The organism is Paenibacillus sp. FSL R7-0163 (genome assembly GCF_037969975.1).
In the GTDB taxonomy this organism is placed as follows: Bacteria; Bacillota; Bacilli; order Paenibacillales; family Paenibacillaceae; genus Paenibacillus_AQ; species Paenibacillus_AQ odorifer.
This window is the reverse complement of record NZ_CP150224.1, coordinates 2,161,519-2,188,327: the sequence shown is the minus strand read 5'-3', so window position 1 is coordinate 2,188,327 and position 26,809 is coordinate 2,161,519. Positions and strand designations below refer to the sequence as shown.

General features: G+C 43.4%; 22 protein-coding genes. 5 read left to right on the top strand and 17 right to left on the bottom strand.

Going from position 1 to position 26,809, the window contains the following annotated elements:
- Nucleotides 1-110: 110 nt before the first annotated feature.
- Genes NST45_RS09710 through NST45_RS09700 form a run of 3 tightly spaced genes read right to left on the bottom strand, consistent with a single transcriptional unit; the run spans nucleotide 111 to nucleotide 3,692 of the window.
- A complete protein-coding gene (locus tag NST45_RS09710) occupies nucleotides 111-1,742 on the bottom strand; it encodes an extracellular solute-binding protein (protein WP_036688193.1) in 1,632 nt (543 codons plus the stop codon).
- Nucleotides 1,743-1,799: 57 nt separating this feature from the next.
- Complete coding sequence (locus NST45_RS09705) at nucleotides 1,800-2,699, bottom strand: carbohydrate ABC transporter permease (protein WP_051491567.1); 900 nt, start codon at nucleotides 2,697-2,699, stop codon at nucleotides 1,800-1,802.
- A 24-nt stretch (nucleotides 2,700-2,723) separates the two neighbouring features.
- Nucleotides 2,724-3,692, bottom strand: a complete 969-nt coding sequence (locus NST45_RS09700; protein ID WP_038571727.1) for an ABC transporter permease subunit — start codon at nucleotides 3,690-3,692, stop codon at nucleotides 2,724-2,726.
- Between the two features lie 249 nt (nucleotides 3,693-3,941).
- Here NST45_RS09700 and NST45_RS09695 point away from each other — a divergent pair, with 249 nt between their 5' ends.
- Both NST45_RS09695 and NST45_RS09690 read left to right on the top strand, forming a co-directional pair.
- The gene (locus NST45_RS09695; protein ID WP_038571730.1) at nucleotides 3,942-5,381 is read left to right on the top strand and encodes a response regulator; all 1,440 of its coding nucleotides are present in this window, start codon (nucleotides 3,942-3,944) and stop codon (nucleotides 5,379-5,381) included.
- On the top strand, nucleotides 5,368-7,146 hold the full coding sequence (locus NST45_RS09690; protein WP_036688197.1) for a histidine kinase: 1,779 nt from the start codon (nucleotides 5,368-5,370) through the stop codon (nucleotides 7,144-7,146). Before NST45_RS09695 ends, NST45_RS09690 begins: the two co-directional genes overlap by 14 nt.
- A gap of 81 nt (nucleotides 7,147-7,227) precedes the next feature.
- On the opposite strand, the gene NST45_RS09685 is transcribed toward NST45_RS09690, so the two are convergent.
- The 5 genes from NST45_RS09685 to NST45_RS09665 all read right to left on the bottom strand — a co-directional run bounded on the left by NST45_RS09685 (nucleotide 7,228) and on the right by NST45_RS09665 (nucleotide 11,793).
- Nucleotides 7,228-8,616: a sulfatase gene (locus NST45_RS09685; protein ID WP_076225211.1), complete on the bottom strand. Its 1,389-nt coding sequence runs from the start codon at nucleotides 8,614-8,616 to the stop codon at nucleotides 7,228-7,230.
- Between the two features lie 107 nt (nucleotides 8,617-8,723).
- Nucleotides 8,724-9,557: an AraC family transcriptional regulator gene (locus tag NST45_RS09680; RefSeq protein ID WP_038571736.1), complete on the bottom strand. Its 834-nt coding sequence runs from the start codon at nucleotides 9,555-9,557 to the stop codon at nucleotides 8,724-8,726.
- A gap of 39 nt (nucleotides 9,558-9,596) precedes the next feature.
- Entirely contained in the window at nucleotides 9,597-10,574 is a 978-nt protein-coding gene (locus NST45_RS09675; RefSeq protein WP_081387006.1) for a formylglycine-generating enzyme family protein, read from the bottom strand.
- 35 nt (nucleotides 10,575-10,609) lie between these two features.
- Nucleotides 10,610-11,143 carry a chromate transporter gene (locus tag NST45_RS09670; RefSeq protein WP_076141899.1) on the bottom strand — a complete coding sequence of 178 codons (534 nt, stop codon included), beginning with the start codon at nucleotides 11,141-11,143 and terminating at the stop codon, nucleotides 10,610-10,612.
- Nucleotides 11,144-11,154: 11 nt separating this feature from the next.
- The gene (locus NST45_RS09665) at nucleotides 11,155-11,793 is read right to left on the bottom strand and encodes a chromate transporter (protein ID WP_256720302.1); all 639 of its coding nucleotides are present in this window, start codon (nucleotides 11,791-11,793) and stop codon (nucleotides 11,155-11,157) included.
- 210 nt (nucleotides 11,794-12,003) lie between these two features.
- Here NST45_RS09665 and NST45_RS09660 point away from each other — a divergent pair, with 210 nt between their 5' ends.
- A complete protein-coding gene (locus NST45_RS09660; RefSeq protein WP_036688209.1) occupies nucleotides 12,004-13,203 on the top strand; it encodes an ROK family protein in 1,200 nt (399 codons plus the stop codon).
- Nucleotides 13,204-13,266: 63 nt separating this feature from the next.
- On the opposite strand, the gene NST45_RS09655 is transcribed toward NST45_RS09660, so the two are convergent.
- The 3 genes from NST45_RS09655 to tyrS all read right to left on the bottom strand — a co-directional run bounded on the left by NST45_RS09655 (nucleotide 13,267) and on the right by tyrS (nucleotide 16,488).
- Complete coding sequence (locus tag NST45_RS09655) at nucleotides 13,267-14,511, bottom strand: anaerobic sulfatase maturase (RefSeq protein WP_339825459.1); 1,245 nt, start codon at nucleotides 14,509-14,511, stop codon at nucleotides 13,267-13,269.
- A 224-nt stretch (nucleotides 14,512-14,735) separates the two neighbouring features.
- Nucleotides 14,736-15,023, bottom strand: coding sequence for a hypothetical protein (locus NST45_RS09650; RefSeq protein ID WP_036688213.1), 288 nt, complete (start codon nucleotides 15,021-15,023; stop codon nucleotides 14,736-14,738).
- Nucleotides 15,024-15,228: 205 nt separating this feature from the next.
- On the bottom strand, nucleotides 15,229-16,488 hold the full coding sequence (gene tyrS, locus NST45_RS09645; RefSeq protein WP_036688216.1) for a tyrosine--tRNA ligase: 1,260 nt from the start codon (nucleotides 16,486-16,488) through the stop codon (nucleotides 15,229-15,231).
- A gap of 569 nt (nucleotides 16,489-17,057) precedes the next feature.
- Here tyrS and NST45_RS09640 point away from each other — a divergent pair.
- A complete protein-coding gene (locus NST45_RS09640) occupies nucleotides 17,058-17,504 on the top strand; it encodes an Lrp/AsnC family transcriptional regulator (protein ID WP_038571749.1) in 447 nt (148 codons plus the stop codon).
- Nucleotides 17,505-17,582: 78 nt separating this feature from the next.
- Here NST45_RS09640 and NST45_RS09635 read toward each other — a convergent pair whose 3' ends face one another.
- From NST45_RS09635 to NST45_RS09610, 6 genes are all read right to left on the bottom strand, one after another.
- Nucleotides 17,583-19,133, bottom strand: a complete 1,551-nt coding sequence (locus NST45_RS09635; protein ID WP_051491568.1) for an acetamidase/formamidase family protein — start codon at nucleotides 19,131-19,133, stop codon at nucleotides 17,583-17,585.
- A gap of 240 nt (nucleotides 19,134-19,373) precedes the next feature.
- Nucleotides 19,374-20,186 carry a DNA alkylation repair protein gene (locus NST45_RS09630; protein WP_038571752.1) on the bottom strand — a complete coding sequence of 271 codons (813 nt, stop codon included), beginning with the start codon at nucleotides 20,184-20,186 and terminating at the stop codon, nucleotides 19,374-19,376.
- 108 nt (nucleotides 20,187-20,294) lie between these two features.
- Nucleotides 20,295-20,978 carry a Crp/Fnr family transcriptional regulator gene (locus tag NST45_RS09625; RefSeq protein ID WP_038571755.1) on the bottom strand — a complete coding sequence of 228 codons (684 nt, stop codon included), beginning with the start codon at nucleotides 20,976-20,978 and terminating at the stop codon, nucleotides 20,295-20,297.
- Between the two features lie 82 nt (nucleotides 20,979-21,060).
- On the bottom strand, nucleotides 21,061-22,116 hold the full coding sequence (locus NST45_RS09620; protein WP_038571758.1) for an LLM class flavin-dependent oxidoreductase: 1,056 nt from the start codon (nucleotides 22,114-22,116) through the stop codon (nucleotides 21,061-21,063).
- An 853-nt stretch (nucleotides 22,117-22,969) separates the two neighbouring features.
- The gene (locus NST45_RS09615) at nucleotides 22,970-24,088 is read right to left on the bottom strand and encodes an acyltransferase family protein (RefSeq protein WP_052097105.1); all 1,119 of its coding nucleotides are present in this window, start codon (nucleotides 24,086-24,088) and stop codon (nucleotides 22,970-22,972) included.
- 28 nt (nucleotides 24,089-24,116) lie between these two features.
- A complete protein-coding gene (locus NST45_RS09610) occupies nucleotides 24,117-25,061 on the bottom strand; it encodes an NAD-dependent epimerase/dehydratase family protein (protein WP_076225195.1) in 945 nt (314 codons plus the stop codon).
- A gap of 101 nt (nucleotides 25,062-25,162) precedes the next feature.
- On the opposite strand from NST45_RS09610, the gene NST45_RS09605 reads away from it, so the two are divergent.
- Nucleotides 25,163-26,809 carry a glycosyl hydrolase family 28-related protein gene (locus tag NST45_RS09605; RefSeq protein ID WP_339825454.1) on the top strand — a complete coding sequence of 549 codons (1,647 nt, stop codon included), beginning with the start codon at nucleotides 25,163-25,165 and terminating at the stop codon, nucleotides 26,807-26,809.

Genomic DNA, 26,809 nt, shown 5'->3' with positions numbered 1-26,809 from the left:
TCCCAATCTTATAAGTATGCGGTCAGTAGCGCCGCACCGTCTAAGCCATACTTCAAATAATTAAACGGAAGATCCGGGCTACTTCCGCCCGGATCTTCTCTATTTATCCATTATTCAATACCTTGTTCCTTGGCCTTCTCATTTACTTCCTCAATCATTTTATCAAGGCCTTTAGCCTTATAATCGTTCACAATGCTATTCCAGTAACTCTCAACAGGTTCTTTGGAAAGCATGATCTTAAGCAAATCATCATGGTCAAGCACAGTAAATTTATCCTTTGTTGGGGTGGACATATAAGTTAACCGAATGTCGTATTCTGGCACCTTTGTATTGTTCTGAATCCAGTCGATGTAATCGACAGCTTCTTTGCGGATTCCTTCGTTAGCAATCGTCGGGTTATCCATGTTATAGCTATCTGAAGTTTCATAAGCTACCAAATTCTTCAGAAATCTGCTAGCTGGATACTTCTCATTTAACGAACCCTTTTCAATGACAACCTTCTGCCCATTTTCGAGCTTGTAATCTACACCTTCGATGCCATAAGTCAACAGATCCTTGCCTTCAGGAGACAACACATAATCATAGAGTGCCATGATGCGATCCATCTTTTTATCGTCAATCTTATTGCTGAAATAGCTTTCTGACCAGTATGTTTTAAAGATGGAATGTGAACGTTCACCATCAGGACCGATAAGCGGTTTGAGCGCCTTCACGCTCTCCGTCATATCCTTATCCGGATAAGCTGTTTTCCAGCGTTTTTCATACATATCGCTATTTAAATTTATGAAACCTCCACCGCTCAGGAGAGCAGCTGCTTTGCCTGCTACGAAATTGTCATAGGACTCTGCTGGTTTAACAAGCGCGATGTCTGGATCGATCAATCCTTTTTCGTACATATTCTTCATGTTTTGCAGCGCTGGCAGCGCATTTTTAGAGAATACAGCAGGGATAAACTTTCCATCCTCTTTGATCCATTTAAAATCACTGCCGCTTCCATCACTAGTAGCAACCGGGTTGCCATACAACCAGAAGAATCCGCCCAGCATCTTGGTAGTTGTCGTCGTAAGACCAGTAACATGCTTGCCTTCCGGATCCGACTTTACGATTGCATCAAGCATGGCTTCAAACTCTTGCCATGTCTCTGGTTCTTTGGTGATCCCAGCCTTTTGAGCAAGATCCCAACGATAGAAAACCATACGGTCCAGTGCACTCCAATCGACACTCGGGAACATCCGGCGAGGTACAGTATAATACTTTCCATCTACTCCTAATCCTTTAATATCTGGCGATTCGAAGTATTTTGCAAGATTCGGATACTTTGAAAGATCCGGGAGCGCTTTAACAACGCCTTGATTCACCCATTTGCGCTGATATTGTGTACCGACGGCGTCGATCGCGAAAATGTCTGGCAATTGGCCGGAGGCGGCCCACATTTGAATCTTCTGGGTATAGTCATCCCAAGACAAATTGACAGGTTTTAGTGTGATGTTGAATTTCTCCAACACTTGTTTAGCGATCGGGTCCTTTTCGAGGTTAGCAATCTCGGCATCCGCATCCCAAAACCCAAGAGAAATAGTCATTGGATCCTTGTAAGGATTATCAGTGGAGTTAGAAGAATTCGGAGATGTTTCACCGTTTGAACCAGCCTGCCCTTTGCCGTTATTGCCTCCACCGCAAGCCGTGAGTACTGAAGCCAACAAAGTTATACATAATGCCAATGTCATTATTTTCTTTCTATGCATGCTTGAAACCTCCCTTTATACTATTTTAGGATAGAATCAATCTATTTAAAATCTTTCTTATCCTTTTATTGAACCCACCATAATGCCTTTATTAAAATGCTTCTGCAGGAACGGATAAACAACAATAATCGGAATACTCGAAACTACAATCGCTGCCATTTGAAGTGCAGGTGTGTAGACCTTTCCCGTCTGCTCCTGCTCGGCCATCGTTTGTGCCATTTGGCTTAGCAAGGAATTCGAAGTAATAAGTGTCTCCCGTAGATAAATCTGAAGGGGTGCTTTTGCCGCGTCACTGATAAAAATTAATGCATACCACCATTCATTCCATCTTTCCACAGCATAGAACAAAGCAAAAGTCGCCATGAATGGAGCAGAAATTGGAATAATGATTTTGAAAAGAATGTACAGATCATTCGCCCCATCCAGCTTAGCCGATTCTTCCAAGCTTTCTGGAATGGTATTGAAATAGTTTTTCATAATGATTAGATAAAACGTATTGAGACCCGCAGGGATGATCATGACGAGTATATTGTTTACGAATCCTAGATCTTTAACGACTAAGTAAAAAGGAATTAAACCGCCATTGAAAAACATAGTGAACAAGATCAAGCTAAGCATTATGTTTCTGCCGGGCATACCCCGCTTGGATAATGCGTAAGCTCCCGCCACAGAGATTGTCATGCTGAACAACACGCCAACCACTGTTACGATGACAGAATTAAAGATGGAAGTCCAAAACTTCATATCCTGAAGCAAAAGCTTGTAAGCGGACAGGTCAAACGAAAGCGGAAAAATATAAAAGTCGCTTTTACTAATCGCTTCGAACTTTGCCACAGAGATAATAAGAACATTATAGAAGGGAAAAAATGTTACTATTGCTAGGAGCCCCAGCACCACGAATGCGACGATATCGAAAACACTCCACTTTTTTCTCTTTTTAACCGTTATGTCGGTCACTTGCTTCTCCCCTTTTCCTGCAGATTAATACAGTCCTTCCTCGCCCATCTTCTTAGCGAACGTATTGGCCGCCCATAAAAGGATTAGGCTGATAATGGACTTGACGACACCCACGGCGGTCATATATCCAAAGTCTCCTCCAATCGTGAAGGAAGTCCGATAAATGTAAGTATCGATCGTGTCGGCAACCGAATATACCGGCGAACTATACAGGTTGAAAATTTGCTCGAAGCTCGAACCTTGGGTTAGTAGTTGTCCAACTTGAAGGATTAACAGAACTGCGACTGTACTCTTCAAACCCGGCCATGCGATGTTTAGCAAACGGCGAAACCGGTTCGCTCCGTCCACTTCAGCCGCTTCAAACAGCTCAGGATTGATCCCTGCCAGAGCCGCCAGGTAAATGATTGAATCCCAACCGATCTCTCGCCACACATGCGTGATATACAGAACGGGTCTGAATGCACTTTCATCGACAAGAGGAGAATTCGGATCTCCACCAAACAGCATGATGATCTGGTTATAAATCCCGTCCTTGCTTAAAATATTGATAATAATCCCCGACAGTACAACCCACGATATAAAATGCGGGAACGTCAGGATCGTCTGAAAAAACCGCTTCATTTTTGTCCTGGAAAACTCATATAAAACAATCGCCAGGATAATGGGCATCGGGAAATGAGTGACCAGCTTCATCAAGCTGATAATGACCGTATTCCAAAACGCCTTGCGAAAATCGGGGTCGGTCAGCAGCGTTTGAAAATTCTCCAATCCAACCCAAGGACTGCCCAGAATCCCCTCACTGTAATTAAATGTTTTGAACGCTAGCGTTACACCGTACATGGGAGCATAGCTGAAGAGGGCGTACCAGATTAACACCGGTAGAACCATAAGGTAAAAATACTTGTACTGTAAAATCGTTTTCCCTAAACTTTGCTTTGGAGCAAGAGTTTTTAAGCTTCGCTTAGGCGTTCGAGTGGTTACAGAATCAGCCAATCTTCTCCCCACCTTTCTGTATGAGATTGTTATGCTTGTAAGCGATTTATATGGTAAATTATATCGGGAGTGTAAATTCTCTTGTATAGAGAATACAACTCCGGTCATGTGGATTTTTCACACCTTTGCGGGAGACCTTCCTGTAGCACGTAATATCGGACATAGTGAGCGTAAGATAGTCCATACCCCCCATGGTCCACAATCGCTAGGATAAATCTAAGAGCTCTATAAAGAGAGGGGGATTCACTTATGCGTTCAGTAATTATTGCAGATGATGAGAAGTGGATTGTAGAAGGAATTAAAGCAGGAGTGAATTGGAAGAAATACGGCTTTGAAGTGATCGACGATGCCGAAAACGGGCAAGAAGCCCTTCAATTAATTCAATCGCTTCGCCCCACCCTTGTTCTAACAGATATCAAGATGCCTGTTATGAATGGACTAGAGCTCATTCAACGTGGCAAGGCCATCGCGCCTGATACGATCTTTATCGTACTCAGCGGACATGCCGAGTTCGCTTATGCACAAAAAGCAATGAATTATGGTACTTTCGGATATTGTCTCAAACCCTTTGAAATCGAAGAAATTGAAGGTATGCTCAACCGAATAGCCCAGCAACACGATTCCAAGACAGTTAAAGAACAACCTATCCACGACTTCGAACTTTATGAAGCGGTTTGTTCCGGAGATCTTGAACGAATTAACTTATGGTTGGATGAGAAGAAAATACCCTTGTCGAAAGATACCCCTCATATCCCCATTGTTATCCAAGGGTTAAGTTCACCTGTAGATGTCAGGCAGTTCTCTTCCCTGTGTTTCCCAATGAGCCGCCGTCGGTATGGTTACTTATTGGAAGAGTGCCAATACGAAGTCTTCCTCCAGGGTCTTGAACAAACAGAAGTTGTACAAGAATGCGGAGTCGGGATCGGTCCTCCTATTTCGGATATACACCAATTGGATGCGTCTTTAGAGTCCGCCTCTCATGCTGCTTTCAGTATGTTCGCAACGGGGATGCCCGGATGTTACCGGGTGAATCCACAGCAGGAAATAACGATCGACGAGAAACTCAAAGAGATTTCCCGGATTCTTCATAATAAAGACCGGCTCGGTTTCATAGCAGCCATGGAATCGATAAAGAAATTATTCAAAGAGGGAACGTTCACCATTAAAGAAGCCTATTTGCTCTATACATCGATCCTCTACTTATTTCCTCGGGAAGGGACTCGGGTTAGCGGCCGTTTTTTTGAAGGATATGAACAGCTCTATTATCGGTACGGCACGGCTGAAGCTATGATTGATGATCTGATTCTTATGACACTTGATATTTTTATGAACAGAAACGAAACTGATATTTCACGAATCTCAAACCACAAAGTCAAAGAAATCATGTTATACATCCGCAACCATTTCAATCAAGAAATTTCGATCCAGCATTTAGCCAATCAGTTTTTTTTAAGTCCAAATTATTTATGCCAATTATTCAAAAAAGAGGTCGGCGAGACCATCATCGAACATATCAGTCGTTTACGAATTGAATACGCTTGTAAAACGCTGATCAAAACCAACCTTTCCATTTACCAAATCGGTGAGAAATGCGGTTTTCAGGATTATTTCTATTTCACACGAATTTTTAAACGGCATCTCAAAATGACACCTACACAATATAGGGAACAAAACAATGAAGACATTTAAGAGACTATCCATCCGAACTCAGGTTTTGCTATTCGGGTTATTTATTGTTGCCATTATCCCAATCATCGTTTCACGAGTCTACCAACTATCAAGCGAAACTATCATTAATCAAAATACGCAATACAATACAGAGCTGGTCTCCCTCCTCAAGCAACGGATTTCTGACAACTATGCCAACGTTTCTTCCATGATGATGAATGTGGGTTACGATTCGACCGTCCAAAAGTTCCTAGTCGAGAATGATAAGCTTCGAGTCTACGATCTATCCCAAAAAGTTGAAGGATTGTTGAGCATCGCCCGAAATATGAACACGGATATCTTAGATATTATTGTTATCGGCAGCTCAAACACACGTATTTCCTTAGCAGGAAGAACAAAATATGCTATCGATCTTATGAAAACAGCTGAGGAGGATGGAATCGTTCATTATCGCGGATACAGTCCTCCAGACAAAGTCATCGACAAGAGAAAACTGCTTTTCGGGATGAACATCTTCGCTTCAGGTGACACGTCCCTATATGGTGAAAAAATTGGCTATCTCGCAGTTATTGTAGATATGAAGGCCATTCAAACTGAAATTTCTGAGTATCCCCGATTGGTCGGAACCAGCTTTTTTATGATGGATGATAAAGGCATGATCTACTCTAATAGCAATGAGCCGGAGGATATGCTCCAGCAGTTTCAAACTCGGGCAACTGGAAGGGATGGAGAGTCCATCGTCGAGACCGTTCATGGAAAGAAATATGCAATTCAGTCCTTTAGCTTACCGGAGATCTCTGGAAAAATCATAACCGCTGTTCCTGTCCATAATTTAATGAAAGAACTGGAGAAATTGAAGAAGGTCAGCTATGCTCTTCTAGCCTTAATCTTGCTGGTCGTCTCTATCCCCTATTCTGTGCTTATGATGAATCTCTTAAGACCGTTGTCTAGGCTTATGCGCTATATGAATCAATTAAAGGGCGGAAGTCTGGGGATATTGAACAACAAGGTCGATTTAAAGGGCTATGCTGAGATTGAAATCATCTCTCGACAGTTCAACGATATGACCACACGGATCCACGATTTGACGGACCAATTAATCGATGCTTCAACTCAACTTTATCTGACCGATCTGGAAAAGCAGCGGGCGGAATATTCGTATTTACAAAGTCAAATTAATCCGCATTTCTTAAGCAATACTTTAGATACAATCAAGGGCGTTGCGATCGTAAAAGGAAATCGGGATATCTTCGAGATGACTACCGCCTTAAGCACAATGCTCAAGTACAGCATCAAAGGCAAAGAGGAGGTAACTCTTGGGGAAGAGCTGAAAATCGCGGAATCTTGTGTGAGGATTTACCAAGGCCGTTTCCCGGACAAATTTACTTACAAGCTATTGTGTCCCCAGGAATGGTTACACATTCCCGTGCCTAAAATGATCCTTCAACCTATTGTTGAAAATGCGCTTGGTCATGGGCTTGAGGCACAAGGACAAGGAATTTTGCTGATCTCCGTAGAGAAAAACGAAGCGGGGCTACTTGAAATCGTGGTAGAAGATAATGGTGTAGGCATCGATACAACAAGACTGGAACAACTTACGGAGTTGCTGGCTGGTAAGAATATAGAATCAGGAGATCATATCGGTCTCCTAAATGTCAATAATCGTCTAAATCTTAAGTATGGCGATCCTTGCGGCGTTCTGCTGTATAGTAAGGAGGGTAGCGGGACGAAGACCGTTTTGAGGCTTCCCGGATCTTTAATAGATCCACAAAAAGCGAGAACATAAATAGGGAGGTTGCCCATTCAGGGCAACCTCCATTTCATATGTCTTTCATTCGCCGCATTTACTAGGATATTATTAAGCATCCTATAAGGATGAGCTCAGATACTCTTTGGCATGGTAGGGTCCACCTTCCATAAGTACCGTCCATAATGGATCGATATCACAATCCATGGAGCCCATCATATTATCATGCCATTCATTCAACAGATAGACAGCCTCCATACAAACGTCTTTACGCACTTCGGCAAGATTATGTTGTTCATAAGGATCATGCTTCAAATCAAACAGCATTTCTTGCGGGAATCCATGGTGTCCGTCATGATAGGTACGTATATATAACCAATCCGCAAACCGAACACTGCGTTGACACACATGCGCACATTGTGAGATTACGAGATACTCACGCCCTCCCAAATCCCCCTCCAGAATGGTACCTGCATAACTTTCACCATCCCAAGAAGCAGCCGCTTTCAAATTCAAAAGGCTTGCTAATGTAGGTCCTAGATCAAGGTGATAATGTAGCCCCTCCTCCACGATTCCCTTCTTGCCCCCTGGCCAGCGAACAATCATCGGAATACGGCAAGTCGCCTCGTCTGCTGTGCCATGTTCGGAGTAAATTCCTAGTTCACCCAGACTCTCTCCATGATCCGCAGAGATCAAGATAGCCGTATCTTCCATCACGCCAAGTTCTCTCAGCTTAGAAAAAACTTTTCCGAGATGCTCGTCCAGATACTTAACTCCAGCATCATAGTTGTCAAAGATAACACGCAGGTCATCACGGTTCTCTATCTCCTGCTGATGCCTGAAATGCAGCTGATAATGCGATTTCGCGAGCACATTCATATCTTCAATACTATGCTGCCCCTTCTTATTTCGGTGAAGCTCAAACACGTCTTCCGTGATCCAATCGGGTAAAGGCTCCTTCTCGAACGGATTACCGTAGCTCTCAGGTGTACGATAAGGTGTATGCGGATCCCAGAAATTCAGATGCAGAAACCAATTTTCGGACTCCCCATTATCCTCAAGCCATTTAAGTGCCACTGGAAGCACCTGCTCTGCCGTCTCATGCCCTCTGCCACCAACATTAAACACTTCTTGGAACCCGGCGTTAAAGGTCCAAGCCGAGTGTCGTTCGGAGAAGGTGCTGATCGATGCAGTTTTCATCGCAGCTTGCCTTAATATAGCCGGAAGGCTCTCCCTCCCCAACCGGTCATTGAATTCACGTTTTGCTCCTTCTCTACGCATATCAGCAGCGGTTCCGCCATGCCCTATAATCCCATTATGAATGCCAAATCGCCCCGACATTAAAGCAGAACGAGACGGCAGGCAAGGAGCATCTGAACAATAGTAGTTGGTAAAGGTGACACCTTCTTTTGCGATTGAATCGATATTCGGGGAGGTATTCCGATGATAGCCATAACATCCCAGATGGTCCGGGCGAAGCGAATCCAAATCCAAATACAAGATTCTCATGAGTTTATTCCCTGCCTTTCCTTTTCATCGAAATGGTTACGCTCGATTCGGGCAGCTTAGAATGATCTGCTCATGCTCATAAGAGTAAATGAATATGGAAAGCTCCGCTATGGAGTAGCGATGTTTGTTTTTGTAAATTCGATACTTTTCCGGTACTCTGCCGGCCCCTTGCCGTATTCGCCACGAAATACCTTGCTGAAGTGTGAAGCATCATAATAACCACATCTCTGGGAGATATGCTCGATTGTAAAATCCGTATATTCCAGCATTTGTTTAGCTTGCTGCAGCCGCAATTTTCGCAGCATTTGCATGGGTGTCAGTTTATATATTTTCTGAAATGCCCGGCTAAAATAAACAGGATTCATATGATAGAGCTTGGAAAGCTCCTCTCTACTAATCTCCTGATCAAGCCTCTCCTCCATATATTGCAACGCTTCATTAAAGCGGTCCGTGATAAAGGGATCTCGTGAAGAACGTCGCCCGCCAAGCTTGGTACTCTCCATAATTTCATAAAGAAGAAAAAATGCCAATGAACCGACCTGAACATTCCTGAAATCATCTTCCTCCTGCAACCACAGGCTTCGCAACTCGTCAAACCTCCGCTCATATTCGCTTCGATCCCGGACCCGAATCACCTTGCCTAAAGGGAATAACTTAAAGAAGTCATCTCCGTCTTTAACTTTAGCGTTAATATTAAACAGATAATGTACGCCATCCGTTTTGGAGATCACATTAAAAGGCTCGTTAGGACGGTGGATCATCACATCTCCGGCAGAAGCAACATATTCTCCTTCGGAGGATGTCGTCAATACCTCACCTTTTTGGATATAAGAGACGGTATAACAAGACTGGACATAATCGAACAGGATCCGCTTCTGATATTGAATCTTTAGGACGTCCAGCACGTTGATGTCAAACTGACTATGGATGATAGAGGACAAGGAAGTTCCTCCTTCTTATGTAGTAGTCGTAAAAGTGCTTTAACTTGTATAATCAGCCGTACATCGAAAGCCAATATTTCCGGCAGAGCTGTCTGGAGTATTTTTGCTTCTAGCCGCCACCCGATAACGGTTGCAGTAAGATTTATGGCACAAATATGATCCTCCGCGCATCGATCTTGCGACACCACTTACTGGACCTTTCGGATTCACGGATTCGGAAGATAAATGATAGTCCTTAGTAAACCAATCCGCGCACCATTCCCACACGTTTCCTGACATATTATAAAGACCATAGCCGTTAGGCAGATAGGAACTTACAGGTGCGGTACCTGCAAAACCATCACTGGCATGATTTTTATCGGGAAACTTTCCCTGCCATATATTACAGCGATGCTCTCCGCCTGGTTTTAATTCATCCCCCCAAGGATACCGTTTCTGAACCAGTCCTCCTCGTGCGGCATACTCCCACTCCGCTTCCGTAGGCAGACGTTTACCAGCCCAGCGACAATATGCATCCGCATCATGCCATGATAGGTGAATAGCCGGATGATCAAGTCGTTCATCTACATGGGAATCCGGACCTTCAGGATGACACCAATCCGCTCCCTCCACCACCCACCACCAGGGGGTTTGAGTGGCTACTTGGGTCACCTTTTTCCCAGTTTCCATGGATACAAAAGAATGAAACACGTAAGACCATCCAAAACGTTCCGCATCTGTAACGTAGTTTGTTTCCTGGATAAAAGCAGCAAACTGCTTGTTCGTAACCGCCGTTGCATCCATCAAAAAGGAAGATAAGGTAACCTTCCTAGTCGGCCCTTCTCCATCTGCGGGGAACCCTTCCTTATCATCCGTCCCCATAAGAAAAGTGCCTCCAGGGATAAGGATCATGTCCGAGAAATCTTTTTCCCCTGTTACTCCTTGAACCGTTGTGTTCTCCTTACAAACATCAATAGATTCTTGTTTCGCGACTTGATTTCGACTAGCTGAACAACATGCCCTTATATTCTCTGACATGATTTACCTCCAATCTGGGATCGTCCCGGCTCTGTCTAAAAAAAAGCTACCCCAAGAATGCCAGAAGCAACGATAATGGTGAGCGGATGCAGCTTATATTTCATTAAACCATAAAGTGCAGCGAATACAATGATCAACATGCCAAGGGTCTGCCAAGTAATAAAAGCATGTTCCACGCTATTTAAGCCAAAACGAATCACAGCATAGGCAATCAAGCCTGTAATCACTGGCCGCAAACCATAAAATAACGTTTTAATCCATTGACTATCCCTCACCCGATAAAAGAAGACAGAAATAACAATGATGATTAAAAATGAGGGCAGAACCATGCCTAATGTTGACACAATCGCTCCTTCCATTCCGGCTATACGATATCCGATTAAGGTTGCACTGTTCGTCGCAACAGGACCAGGTGACATCCCTGCGATGGAAACTACCTCTTGAAATTCCCCTTCGGATAACCAACCCCCAGCCATGGCTTCATGCTGAATCATCGGAATGATGGCGTACCCTCCTCCAAAAGACAGAAGACCTATTTTTATAAAAGTGAAAAATAAATTCCAAATCACATCGCTTCCCCCTAGATGTAATACTCCGGATAATTCGATTCTTCATCAGAAGCTTTCAAGGACTCCTTCTCCGTTCGAACTTGGAGCCCTAAGAGCTGTTTAATTTGCAGATATACAAACCCAATACATAAACCAACTGCAATCACGTAAATGGGATTAATTCCGAAAACCAGTAAAACAACCGGTATAACTAACGCCGTAACTGCGGTAGTCTTGTCAATTATAGCGTTCTTGGCCATTCGATATGCAGCTACTAGGATCAAAGCAATAACTGCACCATTAATCCCTTTCATAGCGGCAATGACTTTTGGTTGGTCGGCCAGTTGGGAGTACACGGCGCTAAGCAAACAAACAATGATAAAGGTCGGAATCGTTATCCCTGCGATTGCAGCAATCGCCCCCGTCACACCAGCAAGACGATAACCAATGAATGCCGCTGCATTTACACCTACACCACCAGGTGCAGCACCAGCTAAAGATAGAATTTCATCCATCTCTTCTTCACCCAGCCATTTTCGTTTAGCGGAAATTTCCCGTTCGATCATAGGGATCATCGCATAACCTCCCCCGAAGGTTACTGGACCAATTCGAACAAATACCCAAAACAACTGAAACAGTAGACTTATCCTCAGGTCTGTATTCGGTATCATATTTGTTTTCATAGTTGTTCTCATGGAATCCACCCTTTTATAATCTGTCGTAATTTCATTATATCACTTTTTCCCAAAATGGAATTAAGTTTTTTGAACGGTAAAATACAACCAAGGGTTTATGAGTTATACTATATTCATGTTAATAAATACAAACTATATAAAAAACGATCTTACAAGTTCATCCTATATATAGCTTGGAGGTATATCGTGGAAAAGCGCTCGACACAAATTCCATCACCAAAAAAACTTCTATACGACCGAATCGCCGAACAAGGCACTGTTTCCAAGTTGGATCTTCTACAGACATTTTCACTTACCAAAAGCACAATGACGCGGATATTGGATGAGATGACCGAAGAAAGCTTGCTGATAGAAAGCGGATTTGGAGAATCTAGCGGAGGCAGAAGACCTATTTTATACCAGATCAATCCTTTCTACGGTTATATAATCGGTTTAGAGATTTCCAGGGTGTATTCTTCTCTTGGTTTATTTGATATGCAAATGAACCCAAAATCAATTGTTCACTGGCGAATGGATCAGGCATTCACACCTGAAAGATTTATAGATCATATCAGTAATCAAATACGCGCTTTCCTTCGGGACCATCAGTTAGTGGACAGTCAAATCATCGGGATAGGAATAGGGGCTGTGGGGCCACTTGATCGGGAACATGGCTTGATCCTAAAGCCGCTGCACTTCCCTTCTTCGGGCTGGAACAATCTTCCGATTTGCAAATTGGTGGAGGAACGGACGGGGTTCAAAGCTTGGTTGGACAACGGTGCCAATTCCGCATTGCTTGGGGAACGATGGTCTATCCGTCACGCAAACATTCAGCATATGCTTTATGTACATGCTGGAGCAGGACTCCGCTATGCGATGATGTCGCATGGAAGTATTGTTCATGGCACAATGGATATGGAAGATGCCATTGGTCAAATGATCATCCAGACAGATGGACCCCGATTAAATCATGACGGGAACTACGGGGCTCTGGAAGCATTTGTATCTGTGCAGGCCATAGAACAAAGTGCACGCTCGGAGGCGAAAATGGACAACGATCTGATCCTCCAAAGATATAAAGTGGCGCCTGAGAAGCTGACTTATGATGTATTGGTACAAGCCTTTAGAGACGGTAATCCACATGCGCGTGAATTATTTACCCAAGCTGCCAGCCATTTCGGGATCGGGCTCGCTAACGTTATCAACCTGTTTCATCCAGAGACCATCATTCTAGGCGGTGCGCTCATTCACTCTCACGAGTTGTTTTTCCAAACAGCGGTGGAGGTGGCACAGAGAAACACTTACCGTTATCCTGAATACCAACCTCACTTCTCCCTAGGTATATTAAAAGAAGAAGCTGTGGTGACTGGTGCGGCAATAATGGCGAGAAATCATATGGTTCTATAGCATAACAAAAAGGTTGTTCCCAATCCTTTGCATGACTGTTGGGACAACCTTATCTAGTCAAAGCTATAATGCCTGACAGCAATTTTTGAATTTCTTCCCGCTTCCGCAGAGACATGGATCATTTCGACCTGGAAGTGGTTTTGCACTTTTCCTGTACTCCAGCATCCGCTCCGATCTAAGTCGGTTCGCCAGTAATAACATGCGTTCATAGGCGTGTGAGTAGAACATTTTGTAACTATGGCAGAAATAATCAACCTCAGTCCGATCATTAACATCAAGCCAATTCCGGTTGCGCGGACATCCCCCATTGCAAAAGCTAAGGTACTCACACTTATAGCATGATTCATTCATATTGGGCTTCATTAACAAAAAATCATCATATACTGGGCTGGTTAGCAGCGCTTTCAGGTCAGTTTGGCCGATATTTCCTAACCTATGCTCTTCATCAATAAAGAAATCGCAAGGGTAGGCATCCCCGTTCGTTTCAAGCACCATCATCTTCGGGCAACATGAGTTGTGAACGCATAACTCTGCCTCACGATGCATGAATACAAGAAGCATATTCTCAAAAATACGAATAGGAAGCTCTGGATACCCACCGTTGTACCAAAGGTCAAATGTACGGCATAAAAAGACTCCGTATTGTTCAGGTGTAATTCGGAAACGTCCCGCTACATCACTTTTCTGAGAAACAAAATCCATGCAGGGGATAAACTGAATATTCGGAAAGGTATGTTCTAGATAAAATGCCATCAACTCCTCTGGTTTCGTCACGTTATCTTCATGAATCACCGTCAGAATACTATACTCCACACCCTCATTCTGTAAATGACGAATCCCACGCATAACTAGACTATAACTGCCTTTCCCCGAACCCGTTACACGATGAGCATCATGAATAGGCTCTGGGCCATCCAGACTAATCCCAACCAAAAAGTTATACCGTTTAAAAAATTTCGCCCATTTCTCATGGATAAGCGTTCCATTGGTCTGCAGTGCATTACTGATCATCGTATGAGGCGGAGCGTACTTAGCTTGAAATGAAATCACTTGTTCAAAATACGAAAGTCCGGCCAATAATGGCTCCCCACCCTGCCAAGAGAAATTCGCTATCCCTGATGATCTTTTCATGTACTGAGCGATAAACCGCTCCAGAAGCTCCGTATCCATCACCCGGATCGGTTGCTGAGGATGTCCCCCGGCTGTACTGTAATAGCAATAATCACAGGCTAGATTACAATCCTCTGAGACGGTTTTCCACATGACATGAAGGGTCTCCTGCTTAGAGGTTTGTATACATGCAGTCATACGATTCTGCCCCTCCTATGTAATACTATCTTTGTAGAACCTAATTCCTATTTGTTCAATTAAATCATAGATCTGCAAGTCAACGATGAGTAAAACATCATAGCTGGTCGAATAACTGGGCATAAAAAAGCTGCACTCCCCATTGTCCGTTGGAACAAAGCAATAAGGGTGTGCAGTTTCTTTGTGGATGAGTCTAACTAACGGTAGTTAGAGACTAAGTCTTATTAATTACGGACGTATTCTCTATTTGCTGTTTCCAACATGGATTTCCAATCCGCAAACTTCGTCTCCCTAACAACATGACGATCAAAGAGTTCATCAGGTATGTCAGCAACATCTTCTTCTGTCTTTACTTGAAAGTTCCCTTTGGTTACAAACTCATCGAAACTTTTGTAATTGGAATACTTACTCATAAACGCTTCATTAAACAATTTCTCGAAAGAGATGTGATTGGGATCTTCTTGATACGTTTTCTGTCCTTGTAACTCATTCATCAATTCTTCCATGGTCATTGGTTTTTGTCTTCTCAAATTACCACTCCTAATTTTCTGTTATAGTTGTAGAATATCATGTTAATCCATAAATCACACGAATCCTAAGCTTACCATAATTTTGACGATTTCACCTTTCAAATTTCACTTAATATGCAAATAGTCTGCCTCTATACTTAAAATACAACAAAAAACCTTCCTTATTCATAAGGAAGGCTTCTTATTATTAGGACAATTTCACCAGGCTGTAGTTTTTCTTACCCTTACGGATAATGATAAAACGTCCGCCGATGGCTTCGCTGGCTGTAACTTCAAATGCTACATCGCTAACTTTTTCACCGTTCATGGAAATTGCGCCTTTGGTGATGTCTTCACGCGCTTGACGTTTGGATGGCTCAATTCCTAGATCTACCAGCCACTCCACGATATTTTTGGACTCCAATGTCGTTTCGTAGGTCGGCATTTCCTTGAAGCCTTGCTCGATCTCGTCAGCGGTCAGAGATTTAATATCTCCACTGAACAGAGCGGCAGTAATGCGTTTAGCCTGCTCCAGCAATTCCTCACCATGCACGAATCTGGTCATTTCTTCAGCCAGTGTTATTTGCGCTTCACGTTTATGCGGTTCGGTTTGCACCTTTTCTGCTAGTGCATCAATTTGCTCTTTAGAGAGGAATGTAAAGTACTTCAGGTATTTCACAACATCACGGTCATCTGTATTTGCCCAGAACTGGTAGAATTCAAAAGCTGTCGTTTTGTTCGGATCCAACCAAATGGCTCCACCAGCTGTTTTACCGAATTTTGTACCATCGGCTTTCAGCATAAGCGGGATGGTAAGTCCGAATGCCACCGCTTCAGAACCTTCTTTTTTACGAATCAGATCTAAGCCACTTGTGATGTTCCCCCATTGGTCAGAACCACCGATTTGCAGCTGCACATCTTCATGCTGGAACAGGTGCAGGTAGTCCAGGGATTGCAGGATTTGGTAGGAGAATTCCGTAAAGGAAATTCCGCTGTCCAATCTGCTCGCTACAACATCCTTGGCAAGCATCGAATTGATACTGAAGTTTTTACCATAGTCACGCAAAAATTCGATAACATTGATTTTATGCGTCCAATCGTAGTTGTTCACCATGCGGATTTGATTGTCGCCATCAGTCACGAACAATTTTTTCATTTGTGCTGTAAGTGCATCAACGTTGGCTTGGACTTGCTCCAGCGTTTGCAAAGAGCGCTCGGATTGACGTCCACTTGGATCACCGATCGTTCCCGTAGCCCCACCAATTAGAATAACCGGACGATGTCCTGCCAGCTGGAATCTTTTGAGCACCATGAACGGAATCAAGTGGCCAATATGCATACTGTCACCAGTTGGATCTACACCGCAGTACAGGGATACCGATTTTTGATTGGTCAGTTCTCTAAGCCCTTCGGCATCTGTTTGTTGATTGATGGCATCGCGCCATTCTAGTTCGTCGATAATATTCATTGCCTTACACCCCTCAAAATTAGTAGTTATCCTATAATGAAACATCAGTCCGCCAAGCGGAAACGGCTTTGCCCTCCTGATTAGGACGGTACCGTTTCAGCGAGAAATATAAGGATCATTGATGAAGTGAACCCTATAAATCCTTATATTTAAAAACAAAAAAATCGTCCCCTTGTCTATTGTAGACATAGGGACGATTGAATAACCGTGTTACCACCCAGATTGCACCCATGAAACGCTTATGCTCAAGCATACCATTGATACCACTCTTGACGAGATATCGTTCGCCATTCCGCTCGGTGTTACCCGAGATACTCCAAAGTGTAATTCGCAAGCTTAGTGTGTACCGGGTTTCATCAACCCCCGGCTTTCTGGAACAGGGACTAAGTTACTACTGGGCTCCTTCAACGTATATCGTATATAAGATTACAGCCAGTATAGTGAAATAATTCTTTTATGTCAACTATCTTCAGCAGAGAATGCCGTCACACACTTCTACTGTAAAGCGCTACTAGGCATTTCCACTTTTTTTCTGATACAATTACGAAAAAAGAGGTGAACGAATCCGCATGCTAGATCCTATCGATAACCATATTTTGATGCGGCTGGCCCAAAACAGCAGAATTTCCTATACTGATCTAGCTAAAGAAGTCAGTTTATCAAGTGTCGCGGTGAAAGACCGTATTGATCGGCTAGTCAATCAAGGGATTATTGAACAGTTCTCGATTGTCATCAGTGCCGAAAAGTTAGGAAAGAAAATCTCCGCCTACCTGGAACTTGAAGTAGAACCTGCTCATTTGAATCATATCGTCGACGTATTAAAAGAAAACGAACGTGTAGCTGTATTATACGAAATGACAGGACCTTGTATTCTGCATATTCACATCTTAGTTGAGAATCTTGAAGAGATGGAACGGTTTATGCATGAATCAATCTATTGTCTGGATGGACTGGTACGTGTAGAAAACCAAATTTTATTGAAACGCCACAAAAATCAAGACGGCTTAAATATATAAGAAAAAGAACCGCCTATAAAGACGGTTCTTTTCTCATCTGGATTTTTATTAGAATTATCAAATAATTGCTATTTCGTCCTACTCTGTCTTAGCCAGCTTAGCTTTATAAAAGTTCACGAAATATTCGCTGACCACAACCTTCTCATTCACAACACTTAATGGGGCTACAAGCTTCACTGTCTCTCCGTTGTAAATTCCCGTTGTCGCTCCAACCTTCATCTCCAGTACATTGCCATTGTAGCTCAGCGTAACTGTCTTAGTGGCTGGCTGCCAGCCAACCTTTGCTCCAAAGTTCTCAAAGCTGCTCCGTAAAACCACGGGCTTGCGCTCGGAATCGCCGAATTGACCTTTATCAATTAAGGCGTGAACGCCCCAGTTTCCATCCACCACTTGTGTAATTCCAAAATCAGCTGACACCGACATCAGAGAGTATGCTTCATCTTCGCTCAATTCCATTCCAGCCATTAAAAAATCTTTTGTTTTATGAGCGGCATCCTTCATTGCTTTGTCGATGGATGAGTTTTTAAAGATATCCGTCTGAGCACTAGCCCCCAGCTCCTCCAAATAATTAGCGTAGCTGAATCCATGCACGACCCACTCGTTCTCATTTTCAAGTAATGGGAAGTTTAAACCTTTCAGCTTGTTGTTAAGCGATGTTTTTTTATGAAGAATAACTTGTATATCCCCAGTGACCGATGTCTCAATCGCAGTACCGTTAATCTCCGAATCGCCTTGACCGGCATGCGGGTCACCGATCGACAGTAGTGCACCAGCTACGGATACAGGATAATACATCGTTGCACCTTCGGTAATCCGCCAATCATCTACGTTACCGCCGTTGTAAGAAGGTGGAACGGAGTCAACAACATCCGCTTCTTTCGGCGCCACACCCATTGTACCAAAGTGGAGACGCACCGGAATTTTCACACCTTTTAGCACACCGAAATTCTTATCAATCGTTTTATGGTCAACGATAACACCCGGGTAGTCAATTGTCGGGTGCACTTGACCATCCGGATCGGTTTGCACAGACCATTTGTAGTTATATACAGCTGTTGCATAATCTGTTCCACCCTCCGTATCCATCTCATAGATGGTTACTACCTCACGCTTTTTCGGCTCCTCCACCATATCTCCGTATAGATAACCCCAGTTCGCCGCGGCATTCACGCCATATGTTTTTCCAGCGTATTGTTCATTTCCATTAGGTCTCAGCTTCATGTCCAGAATCTTCACTTCCAGCACATCCCCTGGTTCAGCACCTTCTACTGCGATGGGACCCGTCATAATATGTACGCCTGGCCCGCGGAGCGCTTCGTTCTTCTCCCCTTCAATCCAGTGGAAAATATCCTCCACTCCCGCATCTCCTTTAATCATCCGCTCGTAATCATCACCAGAGTGATGTGTAATAGCCTCAACCGTTACGATGTCTCCCGAATGTACAGTCAGAGCTGGATCTCCCTTACCAATATTCCCCCATCGAACAGTCTCCGAATTCGCCTTCAGAACATGGGTTTTTGGCTTATACGCATCATTCGTTGTGTTAGCATACATGACACTGGATAACGAATTCACCACTAAAAACATGGATAACGTGACGCCTACATTACGAATTATTTGTTTTTTCATACGAAAATCCTCCATTCCTTTAATTAGTGTTAGTTTTTGTAACATTCGGTGTTTCTGAGTATAACAGATGACCTGAGGATTAACAATATAAATATTTTCACGAAGTTTGGTTTAAATAATAAATAGGAAGTAGTCTTTCTCTTGAATTATCCAAGTTAACTCCATAATAAAAAAACGCCAACACTTATTAGCCCATAGTGTTTGACGTTTGATTATCCAGTCTAAAGTGATGCACTAATTTTATTTTTGATCAGTAATACTTCTTGTAGCCCGGGTTACAATCCGCTTTGTTTCCTTGGTACCTGATAGGTTCAACCATTCATCACAAATTTGCTGTACCCATGCCGGATTGATTTTGCTAGCATCATTTAACCAATTGCTTACAGAATCCTGAACGTATTTTGCCGGATCAGAGTTAAGCGGTTCTAATAGCGGTAGGGCAATCGCTGGATTTTCTTTGAGCGCTGTAATATGCTTTGCCCATACCCCATGTGGGCGCGTCAATTCGACCGCAAATCTCCTAATATTCGCGTCCTGGTCATGAACCCAAGCCTTTAACGATTCAATGGACGCTTCCAGCTCGGCAATGACTGATTCCCTCAAAGCCATCCAAGAAATCTCACGCACCCCAAAATGACCATCCGCTGCAAAAGGACGGATTGCTGTTAGTTTTTGAACTAGACTCCATTGATGATTCTGCCCCACGATATAAGCAGCCCAGCAGCGAACACTATCGGAGTTATGATGAGCTAACACAGCAAATAGTCGGGAACGTTCCAGCTCTGATTTACAGTCAAATAGAAGCTGCCACTCACGTGAAATCACCGGGATGAGCTTCATGATTTTCTTTTCCGATAACGCATTCAGCCTTTGTAAAATTGGTTTAGCTTCCTGTTCAAAACCTAGCTCATTCAGTACATTTTCCAGCAATATAAGATGATCCACAGCAAGCCATTCCGTTAAATTCACGCTCTGTAAATATCCTTTATTCAGCAGTTCTACAATCTCAACGGGAATTTCAGTAACCTTCCGAGCGCCCTTCCTGCGTTCCATGGAAATCGTCCCTTCACTATGATTTGAAAGCTTAAATCACCTTCATGTCATAGCTAGGATACCGTTGTTTCTAAAAATGAAGCTGTAATCTCGTTTACAACTCGATAGCTATGTTATATTTCTTTCCAAAATCTTGTCTCGCTGGATATAGATAGTTCTGAACCCTGTCCGAATAACTTCCGCTTTCACCAATTCTTGTAATGCCACTGTTACAGCTTCTCTGCTGGCTCCAATTAAATTAGCGATTTCTTGATGCGATAGAGGAACATTAATTTTGTAACAATTATCCTTATGCTCAACCCCATGCTGATCCGCCAGCTTTAAAAGAACACACAATATTTTATCATGCAGATTTCCAATGGCTAGATTTTGAGTTAACTGACTCATACTTTTTATGCGGTCGCTCAATACTTGCAATAATGACATCATAAACCTAGGCCGGTGAGAGATGAATTCTTCAAACCTTCCAGGATCAATTGTGCAGATATGGCTTTCCTCAATCGTTTCAATATAATGTTCCTTCGTTCCAAAAGAAATCACACCCATTTCACCAAAAACATTGCCTTCATTAAGGATATCCGATGTAAATTGCTTACCGTTTGCATTTAATTGGTATAAACGAACCTTCCCTTTTTTCACAAAAAACAGTCCTTCAGAAAAGGTTGACGGTGTTTGGATATATGTATTTTTGGGGACTACTGTTATTCGCGTTAATTCTTCCATTTCAATTAGATCTTCCAGTCCTAACGATTGAAGCAAATTGAATTGAGATAAATAATGAATTTTATCCATTGCCCCTCCTGTATAAAACGTTATTCATTTCTTCAGTATACCTTACAAAAAAAGCCACGTCCTAAGGACGCAGCTTACTAAATTACCGATTACTTGCTTCCCAGCGCGCTACTTCTTCCCGAACACGTGGGGCCACTTCGGTGCCCAGCAGTCTAATCGCCTGCATAACATCCTCATGCGGCATCGTGCCGTGCGGCACATGTAAAAAGAATCGCGTAATTCCCACATGCTTGCGCAGATGAATGATTTTATTAGCAACAGTTTCTGGATCACCTACGTAAAGGGCGCCATCTAAGCTGCACGCTGCATCATAATCTGCACGATGGTACGGAGGTGTTCCTTTTTCCTTCGCCCGCACATTGGTCCGGGCATGCGTTGAAGGGAAAAATTTCTCCAGCGCTAACTGATTAGTCTCCGCTATAAACCCGTGTGAATGCGAAGCGATTGGAAATTTTGAAATATCATGCCCGGCTTCAGCTGCTGCTTTTTTGTAAAGCTGTACATGTGACGCATAATCCAGCGGTAGAACATTCCCTATAATCGCTAAAACAAAAGGCAAACCTAGTGATCCTGTGCGGATCGCAGACTCTGGACTTCCTGCACTCCCGATCCAAATCGGTAAAGGATCTTGAACCGGACGCGGATAAATCCCCAAATTTTCTATAGCTGCTCGGTGTTTGCCTTTCCAGGTCACTTTTTCTGACTTTTGGATGGCTAATAACAATTCCAGCTTCTCATTAAACAGTTCTTCATAATCCTTCAGATCATATCCGAATAGAGGAAAAGACTCTGTAAACGAACCCCGGCCGATCATAATCTCCGCACGTCCGTTCGAAATTCCGTCCAGCGTTGCAAAGTCCTGAAACACACGCACCGGATCGGCTGAAGACAGGATCATTACAGCACTGCTCAACCGGATCTTAGTAGTCAACGAAGCAGCTGCAGCCAGTACAACCGCAGGTGAAGATGCCGCATAATCATGCCGATGATGCTCACCTACTCCGTATACATCTAATCCCACCTCTTCGGCAAGTACAATTTCCTCCACTACTTCACGTAGTCGTTCTGCATGACTTATTGTCTCACCCGTTTGGACATCAGGTGTGGTCTCGACAAATGTGCTTACTCCAAGTTCCACTATTCATTTCCTCCTAATATTCTGCACGATGCATTATTCTCTGGATGTAAAAAACCATAAAGGGACTACCTAATTATTCTAACTAATTTAGTTCCCTTCGACTATAATCGAAGTTCATCTAATTAGATCCCCCTCACTATAGATCGGACTGAGGAGCCGTTATTTTAATAATTTCATTCATTTTGCTAAATTATCGGACTTAGATGCAGCTATTCGTGTAAAGTAGCTTCCATAATGTGTGTTTTTATGGAAATAAGCGCAATACAGTCCGAAACTATCGTAAAATCAACTAAAAAGTGAAAATAGCTGCAATACGGTCCGAACAAACAAAACCTCGTGTGAACTGACTACAATACAACAATTATACTGGGACTTTGCCGCCAATGTGCAAGAGTGTAGCTAATGTTAGGTAACGACGAAGTTAGTTTAATTGCATCTACCGCAAACGCACAGTGTAGCTAATGCGAGGTTACGACGAAGTTTGTTTAATTGTATTTTGTGCAACTATATACGCTTTGAAGGTAGCCTTTGTGGATTTAGTTGCACTCTGTACACTTAAATACGAGCATTTGCCTCAATATGGCGGGATTCTAGAATAATAGTTGTAAAATATGCAATTAAACTGCCCCAAAGCTGCGAGCATAAGAGCTTAATTGTACTTTTTACAACTATTTTGCTTTTTTAATGAGAATTGAGAGGATGCTGCTAGTGCGATGTAATCGCGATGTAATAGCAATGTAATTAGCAATGTAATTAGCAATGTAATTAGCGAAGTAATCGCAATAAATGCAAAAACAAAAAAAAGACCACTAATCACCTAAACACAGACGATTAGCGGCCGGTCAAATCCAAGCTAGTTTGCATTCCCAATACTCGGAGTTATCGGCTTATCCAGCGATTTCGGTGGTTTGCTTGGGTTTATCCCTACGCCGATCCGACCGAATACATACGCTCCGCCAGGAATTCGATTCGCTAAATTCATTATAAGTGCCGAGCCTACCACACAACCGACAAATTGCAGCAGAACACTAAATAGTCCAAGGTTTTGCAACCCAAATGAAGCTGGAAGCTTGACGAATATAGCCAATAGCAAAGGATGAAGCAAGTATATGCCAAAAGAGTATCTGCTGCTCCATTCCAGTACACGTGGCACTTTCTTCATTTTCGATGCCACGGAGAAGAGCAGCAAAATCATGCTTAAGGCGAATAGAAGCATATCAATTCTTTTGGAGCTATGCGCCGTTATCCAGCCTTGACTATTCACGAACAGCACAAGCGCACCTGTCAGAACCGGGAGCGTGTATACCGCTATGCGGAACTTTTTTAATTTTTCCCGGAACCACAGCTCATTTCGTCCCAAGTAATAGGCTACTGTAAAGTAAAAAATCCAACCTGGTGCGAAAATCCAGTACATTTTATCCCAGAAATAATGGGCGGCAGCCGTATCTGCGGGCGTAGTAAAGTTGAAGAAACCCAAATAGATAACGTTAATAAGGAACGATACGATTAGAATAGTGCGGGGGTTAAGCCGCTTCGCATACGTCTGAAACCAGAGGAATAAAGCATAAAACTGAAAGATAATCAGTATAAAATAGCCATGGAAATCTCCAATCAGCAAATGACGCCAGAGGTAATACCAAAAAGCCTGCAGCAAAGGAATGCCGTCACTACCCGACATCTCCAATCCTTTTAGTCCTGCATACAAGGTCCCGAAAAAAAAGTAAGGCAATAAAATATACTTGATTCTTTTCTCCCAAAATCTCGCTGGAATTTCATTGGGATAGGCAAATGACAACACGAATTGAGAGATAAATACGAATACAGGTGTGCCAAACGTTAGCAGTAAACCCACCGACTCTACCCAGGGTGTATTTCCATCGTCATAAACCCGATAAAGAGCATGCAGCAGGGCTATACTTAAGCAGGCTACACTACGAAGAACGAACATTTCCGAGTTCATTTTGCGTTCCATGCGGAGTGCCCCCTTTCAATGGGTGCTTTTAATGATCTACTGCACTTCCTACACTTAAGCGGACAGTAATTGTTTTTTCGAGCCCGGTATGAAAGTTATGGTTAGGGAACCAAGACAATAATTCCTGGGCTTTTTGATTATTTAAATAGCTATGGAGAATATCCCCCGGACGAGGCTCCGCATAGGTTGTCAGGAAATCCCGACCTGTGATGTCCCCTAACATCCGAACCATCGTATTTATCGAGGTTGGTATTCCACAGCTAATATTCATCGTCTCATTATTCACTCTGCCGTCGGTCTGAACCGCATCAACGAACGCCTGCGCCACATCCTCCACATAGACGAAATCTCTTGTCTGCTCACCGTCCCCATAGATAACGAGATCCTTCCCTTGCTTTATACGATCCAGAAAAACGGAAACAACGCCAGCTTCTCCATGCGAACTTTGCCTTGGCCCATATACATTAGCGAGACGCAAAATCGTATATTTAAGCCCATGTAAGCTGGCAAACATCCGAATATATGACTCTGGTACACTTTTGGATAGACCATAGCAGGACTCGGGATTTATGGGATGCTGCTCATCAATGCTCAAATATTCCGGGTTCCCATAAACCGCTGCCGACGAGGCATAAACTAGCTTTTGAACCTGATGGATCTCGCACATGCGCAGTACATTCAGCGTGCCAACAATATTCACATTTGCATCAAATAACGGGTTCCGCTGTGATTCTCTGACGTCGATCTGTGCAGCCAGATGAATGACTGCATTTGGCTTTTCAAGGCTAAAAACCTCATGCAAAGTCTCATCCCGAATATCGTACTTATACAAAACCGCAGCAGGATTCATATAAGTCAGACCGGAGGCTCCGGATACATTATCAACAATCACAGTTTCTATGCCCTTTTTTATTAGCCGATCAACCACATGGGACCCAATAAAGCCTAACCCCCCAGTTACCAATACCTTCAAAATAAAAAACTCCTTTCGCCCGCTAAGAGTGATCTTTGTACCGTGCATTCCCCGAAAAATTCACATAAAATACAAAATCAAAGTATAAAGGAGTGAAGTATATGGCTACTGCCCCTATTCCAGACAGCTCGGTGACTACGTCCATCCTTTCTGACGGTGCGGTCACATCTATTAAATTAGACCCTGAGACTAACGGTTATGTGAACGTCCGATCGTACGGCGCTGTAGGAAACGGTATCAAGGACGATACAGTAGCGATTCAAAATGCTATCAATGCGGGAAACGCCAAAAACAAAGTAGTAATCTTTCCTCCTGGTATATATAAGGTATCTTCGGGACGCATGCGTAACCCCTCCGTCCTCGACTGGTGGTGTCTTCGAATTCCAGCCAAAACTAATTTAAGTTTTGAAGCCGGCTCCAAACTTGTGCTTGCCCCGAATCCACCCTCAGACACTAGGGTTCTAGTCATCTTAAATGCCTCAAATATCACAATCGCGGGCACCCTTGAAATTGATGGAAGTGCATCGACTGTTAAAACAGCCGTCAACGATCAGCTTCACGGCCTGTTCATTTCTTCTTCGCAAAATATAACGATAGAGTCAGTGTACTCTCACGATTGCTATGGGGATAATATCTTCATTGGAGGGACAGAAGAAATCCCCTCCGTTAATGTGCACATCGGATATGCCCGCTGTGAGACTGCTGGACGAAAGAACTTTGTGGTCCATTTTGTAGACCAGCTTCATGTCAACAGAGCGGTTCTGAATAATAGCCGCGGTGGCGCGCCTGGATTTACTGGTGCTAACTCTCTCGATCTTGAACCCGATGTCTTTAAAGGAACGCGCAGCTTTTATCAGCGATTCGACTCCTTGACAACCATTGGTTTCGGTAACGATCTATCAGCAGGGCTTACAGATGCTATCGCTAGACTCTGGACACTCGACATCGGTTCACTAGATATGCGTGTAAGCGGATCGGTAAGTCCAGCCTTACTGTCCTATGGATTGACGCTGAAAATCAATCATTTGGCTATCCGCTCCACCGATCACAAAGCTAGCTTCGGCCTACAGACGATCTATTCACAATTTATTGATATCGCTAGCGCCAAGTTCGATGGCATCGGAGGCCCTGCGATCTATGCAGCGTTTAATGCTGCCGGAGGTAAACCAAGATTGCATATCGGTTCGTTAGGAATGTACGGCTCGGGTTCCACCTTAGCAAGTGGTGTCCGAATCGACGGAGGAGATCTTTATGTGGGGACGATAGATGCACAGGATTTAACGGGCAATACCTTGCATTTATTCACAACGGAGTCTGACGCAATGGCTACTGTCGACAATATGATCGTCCGCAATAGCGGAACCAATCAGGTAGTGCTAGTCTCTTCTTACGGTGCAGCTAAACCGTCTCTGCGCCTCAATAATGTAGCGGTGTTTGATACCCGAGCAGTGAAGGTAAAGCGAATTCTAGAATTCGAAACACTAATCGGCATGCAAGGCACATCACTAGGCACCTTGTATAATCCTTATTCGCTTCTTGAATGGTTCTCGACCTACGGTAACTTCAAACGGGCCATTCGCCTCACTGGCGGGGCAGTGTTGCCCGCAGTGTTCATAGTGGAAGGTTCGCCCGAGGGAGTCGTAACCGCCCCAGTTGGCAGTCTGGCTATGCGAACGGATGGCACCGCACAAGCCACTTTGTATGTGAAGGAAAGCGGATCAGCTGCGAGTGGATGGAAGGCTAAATAA